At 66.5% G+C, this 6,896-nt stretch carries 7 protein-coding genes; 1 reads left to right on the top strand and 6 read right to left on the bottom strand.

Annotated features, from left to right (window positions below; all coding sequences use genetic code 11):
• Nucleotides 1-25: 25 nt before the first annotated feature.
• From E0L93_RS10240 to E0L93_RS10215, 6 genes are all read right to left on the bottom strand, one after another.
• Entirely contained in the window at nt 26-268 is a 243-nt protein-coding gene (locus E0L93_RS10240) for an acetyl-CoA carboxylase (RefSeq protein ID WP_132691566.1), read from the bottom strand.
• 13 nt (nt 269-281) lie between these two features.
• On the bottom strand, nt 282-1,061 hold the full coding sequence (locus tag E0L93_RS10235; RefSeq protein WP_132691564.1) for a LamB/YcsF family protein: 780 nt from the start codon (nt 1,059-1,061) through the stop codon (nt 282-284).
• Between the two features lie 25 nt (nt 1,062-1,086).
• Nucleotides 1,087-2,061 (bottom strand): 5-oxoprolinase subunit C family protein, encoded by a 975-nt coding sequence (locus E0L93_RS10230; protein ID WP_132691562.1) that lies wholly within the window; start codon nt 2,059-2,061, stop codon nt 1,087-1,089.
• On the bottom strand, nt 2,051-2,944 hold the full coding sequence (locus E0L93_RS10225) for a 5-oxoprolinase subunit B family protein (RefSeq protein ID WP_132691588.1): 894 nt from the start codon (nt 2,942-2,944) through the stop codon (nt 2,051-2,053). The genes E0L93_RS10230 and E0L93_RS10225 overlap by 11 nt, the downstream gene beginning before the upstream one ends.
• 194 nt (nt 2,945-3,138) lie before the next feature.
• On the bottom strand, nt 3,139-3,930 hold the full coding sequence (locus E0L93_RS10220) for an enoyl-CoA hydratase (RefSeq protein ID WP_132691560.1): 792 nt from the start codon (nt 3,928-3,930) through the stop codon (nt 3,139-3,141).
• A gap of 15 nt (nt 3,931-3,945) precedes the next feature.
• A complete protein-coding gene (locus tag E0L93_RS10215) occupies nt 3,946-5,538 on the bottom strand; it encodes an acyl--CoA ligase family protein (RefSeq protein ID WP_243638188.1) in 1,593 nt (530 codons plus the stop codon).
• A gap of 96 nt (nt 5,539-5,634) precedes the next feature.
• Here E0L93_RS10215 and E0L93_RS10210 point away from each other — a divergent pair, with 96 nt between their 5' ends.
• Nucleotides 5,635-6,885, top strand: coding sequence for an acyl-CoA dehydrogenase family protein (locus E0L93_RS10210; RefSeq protein ID WP_132691558.1), 1,251 nt, complete (start codon nt 5,635-5,637; stop codon nt 6,883-6,885).
• Nucleotides 6,886-6,896 lie beyond the last annotated feature (11 nt).

The raw sequence follows: 6,896 nt of genomic DNA, 5'->3' as shown, positions 1-6,896 counted from the left end.
CCGGCGCTCTGAGCCGCGAAGGATCTCAGCCGTCCAGGATAGCGATATCCTGCCCGGCCTGGACGGGGTCTTCGTTCTCCACCTCGAAGCGCACGATCCTGCCGGAGGCGTCGGCCTTTATCTCGTGGAAGGACTTCATCACGCCCACGATCCCCACAACGTCGCCCTCGTTTACCCGGTCGCCCTCGTTCACGTAAGGGTCGGAGTCGGGGTCGGGGCGGCGGTAGAAGATGCCCGGCAGGGGGGATTTGATCCTCTTCTCGGCCAAAGCGCGCTCCTCTCTAGGTAGATGCCTTCCGGATCCCGGCCAGCGGCTTTATCTCGACGCCGTTCTCGCTCAAATGCTCCACGATGACCCGCGCCAGGTCGGGGGCTCCGGGCGTGTCGCCGTGGACGCAGACCGAGTCCAGCTCGATGTCTATGTCCGCGCCGCCGTCCGTCTTGACCTTGCCGTCCCGCACGGCTCTCAGGGTACGTTCCGCCACCTGCTGCGCGTCCAGCTCCTGCTCCACGCGGCGGGTGAAGACGATCTGCCCGTCCTCGTTGTAGCCGCGGTCGGCGAAGAACTCCGCCGCCACCGGTTGGTCCATCTCTTTGGCGACCTCGTAGGTGACGGAGGCCCGCATGCAGTAGAGGATCAGGTCCGGGTCGGTCTGCCGGATCGCCTCGACGATCGCGCGCGACAACTCCTCGTCCCTGGCCGCGGCCATGTAGAGCGCGCCGTGGGGCTTTACGTGCTGGACCTCCATCCCGCAGCACCGGGCGAACTCCCTGAGAGCGCCGAGCTGGTAGATGAGCTCGTCCTGGATCTCCCGCGGCGAGACCTGCATCCCCCGCCGCCCAAAGCCGACCAGATCCCGGTACCCGGCGTGGATGCCGACGGCCACGCCGTGCTCCCGCGCGAGCTCCACGGTCCTGCGCATGGTGGTGGGGTCGCCGGCGTGGAACCCGCCCGCCACGTTCGCCGAGGAGATGTAGCGCATCATCGCCTCGTCGTTGCCCATCTTCCACGGGCCGAAGCTCTCGCCCATGTCGCAGTTCAGATCTACCTGCTTCACCATTTCCTAGCCTCCTCTTCCGAGAGCCTCAGGCAAGCTCCTCCTTGATGGCCGCCAGAAGCTCCCTCCGCTCCCGGCGCGCCTGAAGCGCCTCCTCCAGCGTGACGGAGCGGAAGCGGGTCCTGTCGTTGGTCTTGGTCTGCGCCAGCACGTCCCGGTCTACGCTGATCACGGTCCCTATCGTGGCGTACCCGCCGCCGGTGACCGCGTCGTTCAGCAGGACTATGGGTTCGACGCCGCCCGGTACCTGGATGGAGCCTACAGGATAGCCAAGGTCCACGACGTTGGCCGGGTCGCTCCCCGCGCCGGGCGGCTGCTCGCGCTCGACGAAGCGCAGCTCACCGCCCCGGTAGCGGTAGCCGATGCGGTCCGCGTCCGGCGTGACGGTCCACTCCACGGTCAGGAATTCCTCCAGGCTCTCCTCCGTCAGCCGGTAGCTGCACAGCCCGATGATCACGCGCAGCTCCACCTCGTCTGCGTAGGCGGGGATGTGCCGCTCGTCTAACCTGCGGCCCACCCTGCCGGAGCCGTTTGCAGGTTCCCCGACCCGCAGCTCGTCGCCCTCCTGCAGCGCCCGCCCCTCGTGGCCGCCGAGCCCGATCAGGGTGTACGTCGAGCGGCTGTCCATGAACTCGGGCACCTCTATCCCCCCGGCGACGGCCAGATACGCCCGGGCCCCGCTCCGGAGGTAGTCGAAGGAGAGCACGTCGCCTTCCCGCACCCGGAGCGCCTCCCACGTCGGAGCCTCCTCGCCGTTGATCTTCGGCGGCATCTCGGCCCCGGTGACGGCTAGGACCGCGTCCCCGGTGAACTCCAGCTCGGGGCCCATGTAGGTTATCTCCAGGCCCGCCGCGCCGTCGGGGTTCCCCACTAAATAATTGCCGACCCGGTAGGAGAAGAGGTCCATCGCACCGGAAGGCGGCATGCCGATGTCGTAGTACCCGAAGCGCCCCGCATCCTGCACCGTGGTCAGGAGCCCCGGCTGCCGCACCCTAATCGCCATAGAGTACCCCCAGTATCTCCTCGTTGTAGGCGTGCGGGTCCTCGAGCGAGCGGTCCGGGTGGAAGGTAAACTCCCGGATGCGGTACTCGAACGTCCCCGCCTCGACCTCGGCCTCGATCCTGTCGTACTCCTCCCTGTCTATGCGCCGGAAGTTGAAGATGTCGCCGGGCCGGGGAAAGACGATGGACTCCCGGAAGTCCTTGAGGCGCTGCTTGACGTCCAGGACCGGCGCCGGAGCCCGGCCGAAGAGCTGGTAGCCGCCCGCTCCCTCTACCGAGTAGATGACCGCGAACCCGCCCCCGAAGCCGAACGCCCGCTCCGGAGTGTAGGTGCGGGGCCGCACGTACTTGGGGACCTCCACCTGCTCCTCCGGGGGTACGAGCTGGTAGCACCAGGGCAGTCCCGGAACGAAGCCGATCATGGTCACTATCCACGGCGAACCCAACAGCGCCTCGATGAACGCCTCCTTGGACTCGAAGCCGTTTATCCGGGCCGAGTACTCCAGATCCGTTGAGTTCGGATCCTGGTGCCTGTCCCGGAAACGCATCAGCGTCTCGTGCGTCCAGGGATCCTCCATCATCACCGGAACGTCCACCACCCGGGTCCGAAGCTCAACCCCGGCTACGTCCCCGACCTCCGCGTCTATCTCCCGGAGCCGCCCGATGAGCTCGTCCGGGTGCAGCACATCCGGGTCTATGCGTACCATGTACGACGCATTCGACGGACAGATGTCCGTGATGCCCTCGATGTTCTCCTCCCGCAGCCGGTTGGTTATGGCCATCGCCCGGAAGTTGACCTTGAGACTCATCCCCTCCGCCAACTCCACGAAGACGTACTCGTCCCCGCCGTAGCTGTACCGCGCCTGAGGCAGTTCGGTTTGCATGTCACCCCTCAACTCGCATTCCACCTTCCCTATATTTTTACTGTACGCAAATGTTAAAGATTCGGGATGCGGAGGTCAACACGAACGCCGGGGTGGGCGGTGTTACCGCCGGCGAGCTCCGTGCGGGGCGATGTCCCGAAGGCCCGGGGGTTTCTTCCGCCAGGTGGGTTTGCCTCTCCGGTCTGCTCGAGGGCCTATCTGTTCTTCCACTCCGGGCGGCGCTTCTCCAGGAAGGCACACATGCCTTCTTGGGCGTCGGCGAAGGTGGCGTTGAAGGACATGACCTCCTTGGCGTACTCGTAGGCCTGGTGCTGGGGCATCTCCAGCTGCCGGTAGAACGCCTGCTTGCCGATACCCGTAACGAGCTGGCTGGAGGCTGCTATCTTCTCCGCGAGCTCCCGCGTTGCGGATTCCAGCTCGTGGGCGGGGACCACCCGGTTCACCAGACCCTCTTCTTTCGCTTCCTTAGCGGAGATGAACTCTCCGGTAAGCAGCATCTCCATCGCCTTCTTGCGCGAGACGGCCCGGCTCACCGCGACCATGGGGGTGGAGCAGAAGAGCCCGATCTTCACTCCCGGCGTGGCGAACCTGGCCTCCTCGGCGGCCACGGCGAGGTCGCAGGTGGCGACGAGCTGGCAGCCGGCGGCGGTCGCGGTGGCGTGGACCTCGGCGATCACGGGCTGAGGGATGCTCTGGATCTTCTCCATCATCTGCGTGCACACGTCGAAGAGGTGCCGGTAGAAGTCCGGTGTGCCGTCCAGCATCTCGGAGAGGTCGTGGCCCGCGCAGAACGCCGGTCCCTCGCCGCGCAGGATGACGGCGGAGATGTCCCGGTCCTGCTCGATGCTCTTGAGGCAGGCGATGATCTCCTGCATGTGCTCCAGCGAGAGCGCGTTGCGCTTCTCGGGGCGGTTCATGGTGACGTACGCGATGGCCCCGTCCCGCTCGAAGCGGATGTTCCGGTAGGTCTTCTCGTCGGCGATCATGGCATCTCCGTCCTCCTAGTTGCCCTTGATCCTCTTCTCCTGCCCCTTCCACTCCTTCTCGCGCAGAACGTACTTCTGCACCTTCCCGGTAGAGGTCTTGGGCAGCTCGCCGAACTCCACGGCGTCCGGCGCCTTAAAGCGCGCTATGTGCTGCTTGCAGAACTCTATGATCTCCTCCTCCGTCGCCTCCCGGCCCGGCTTGAGCGTCACGAACGCCTTGGGGCGCTCGCCCCACTTCTCGTCCGGGATGGCGACCACGGCGGCCTCCATCACGGCCGGGTGCTTGACGATAACCTGCTCCACCTCGATGGTGGAGATGTTCTCGCCGCCGGAGATAATGATGTCCTTCTTACGGTCCCGGAGCTCGATGTACCCGTCCGGGTGCCACACGGCGATGTCTCCGGAGTGGAACCAGCCGCCCTTGAACGCCTCGTCGGTAGCCTCCGGGTTCTCGAAGTAGCCCTTCATCACGTTGTTGCCCCGCATCACGACCTCGCCCATCGACGCGGCGTCTTGGGGCACGTCGTTCATCTCCTCATCCACGACGCGCACGAGGTCTGCGGTCACGTATCCCTGCCCCTGGCGGGCCCGCAGGCGGGCCTGCTCCTCGGGCGGCAGCTCGTCCCACTCCTCGTGCCAGGCGCAGACCGTTATGGGGCCGTAGGTCTCGGTGAGGCCGTAGACGTGGATCGGCCGGATGTTCAGCTCACCCAGCTGGGCGAGCAGGGTGGGGGATGGGGGAGCGCCCGCGATCGCGGCGGTGACCTCCTGCTCCAGCGGCCTGGCCTTCTCGTGGTTGACGAGCCCCACCTGCACCGTCGGTGCGCCGCAGTAGTGCGTTACGCCCTCGGAGCGGAAGAGGTCCCAGATCACGGCCGGGTCCACCTTCCGCAGGCACACGTGCGTCCCGGCGACCGCCGTTACGCCCCAGGTAAAGCACCAGCCGTTGCAGTGGAACATCGGCAGGGTCCACAGGTAGGTGGTGTCGTAGCTCATGCCGGTCTCGATCACCTCCCCGAGCGCGTTCAGGTACGCGCCCCGGTGGGTGTACATCACGCCCTTCGGCCGGCCCGTCGTCCCGGAGGTGTAGTTTATGGAGATGGTCTCCTCTTCGTCCTCCAGCCAGCTCTCGACCGGCTCCGGCGAGCCTTCGGAGAGGAAGTCCTCGTACGGGTCGCCGGGCTCGCCGGCATCATCCACGCGCACCACCTCGATGCCGCTCAGGTCCGACGGTTCGACCAGCGGCTCCAGCTCCCTGTCCACGAAGAGGAACTTCGCCCCGGAGTGCTCCAGGATGTAGCCGATCTCATCCGGAGAGAGCCGGATGTTTATGGCGACGAGGATGCCGCCGGCGGCCGGAACGGCGTAGTGCGCCTCCAGCTCGGCCGGGATGTTGGGGCAGAGGAACGCCACCCGGTCGTGCTTCTCCAGCCCCGCGTCGCGCAGCCGCGAGGCCAGGCGATTCACCCTTTCCGCAAACTCCCGGTAGGTGTAGCGCCGCTCTCCGTGCACGACGGCCGTCTTGTCGGGGAAGATGTAGGCGCTGCGCTCCAGGAAGCTGACGGGCGAGAGTTCCGTCCTGTAGACCTTCCCCACCTGCTGCTGCATGCGAGCTCCTTTCCCGGCCTTACGCGATCCCTGCATCATTGTATTTCACCCTGCGGCATAATGTATATGCGGTTCGCAGCCACTTTAGGAGGAGAGATGGAAGTTACGCCGGAGCAGGTAAAGCGCGCGCCGCAGCCCACGGACTTCATAAACGCGGACTCGCTTCTGGGCGATGAGGAGAAGGAGGTCCGGGGCCGCGTGCGGGAGTGGGTGGACCGGGAGGCCGTCCCGGTAATGCCGGACTACTGGGACCGGGCGGAGTTCCCCTTCGACCTGCTGCCGGCCCTCGGCGAGCTCGGCGTGATGGGCGGTGCGCTAGAGGGCTACGGCTGCGCCGGCTGGAACAACGTCGCCTACGGGCTGGCGGTCCAGGAGATCGCGCGCGGCTCGGGGTCTTTAGCCACCTTCCTGCACGTGCAGAGCGGCCTGGCGATGACCGCGATCTACGAGCTCGGGAGCGAGGAGCAGAAGGAGCGCTGGCTGCCGGAGATGGCGCGCTGCGAGAAGATCGGCTGCTTCGGCCTCACCGAGCCCGAGGCCGGCAGCGACCCCGGCTCCATGCGAACGACCGCCCGCAGGAGGAGCGGCGGCGACTGGGTGCTAAACGGGGAGAAGAAGTGGATCGGCAACGCCTCGTTTGCGGATGTGGCCGTGATCTGGGCCCGGACTGAGGACGGCAAGATCGCGGGCTTCCTCGTCGAGAAGGACTCCCCCGGCTACCGGACCGCCGTGCTGCCGCGCAAGGGCTCCCAGCGCGCCGTGTGGCAGACGCACATAACGATGGAGGACTGCCGCGTTCCTGAAGAGAACCGGCTGCCCGGAGCGACCGGGCTCGGCTCCACCCTCTCCATCCTCACCCACTCTCGCTACGGCGTGGCGTGGGACGGCCTCGGGCAGGCGATGGACTGCTACGAGGTCGCGCTCGCCTACGCCAGAGAGCGGCAACAGTTCGGGAGAAACATCGCGTCGTTCCAGCTGACGCAGCAGAAGCTGGTGAGCATGGTGAACGAGATCTCGCTCGCCCAGCTCGCCTGCATCCACGTCGGCCGGCTCAAGGACCGGGGAGAGGCGAACCCGGCCATGATCTCGATGCTCAAGATGAACAACCTGGCCAAGGCCCGGCAGATCGCCGCCACGGCCCGGGAGGCTCTCGGCGGCAACGGCATCCTGCTCGACTACCGGGTGATGGAGCACATGGCGGATATCGAGGGGGCCTATACCTACGAGGGCACCCACGACATCAACATGCTCATCGTCGGGCAGGCGATCACGGGCGAGAAGGCGTTCGCTCCCGGCCCGGCACCGGCGAAGCCCGTCGCCCAGGGCGGCGTCACCACCGGGCGGTAGGCTTCTGCTTC

The sequence above is a fragment of the Rubrobacter taiwanensis genome, from assembly GCF_004337705.1.
GTDB classification, from domain to species: Bacteria; Actinomycetota; Rubrobacteria; order Rubrobacterales; family Rubrobacteraceae; genus Rubrobacter_C; species Rubrobacter_C taiwanensis.
This window is presented reverse-complemented; position numbering and strand designations above follow the sequence as displayed.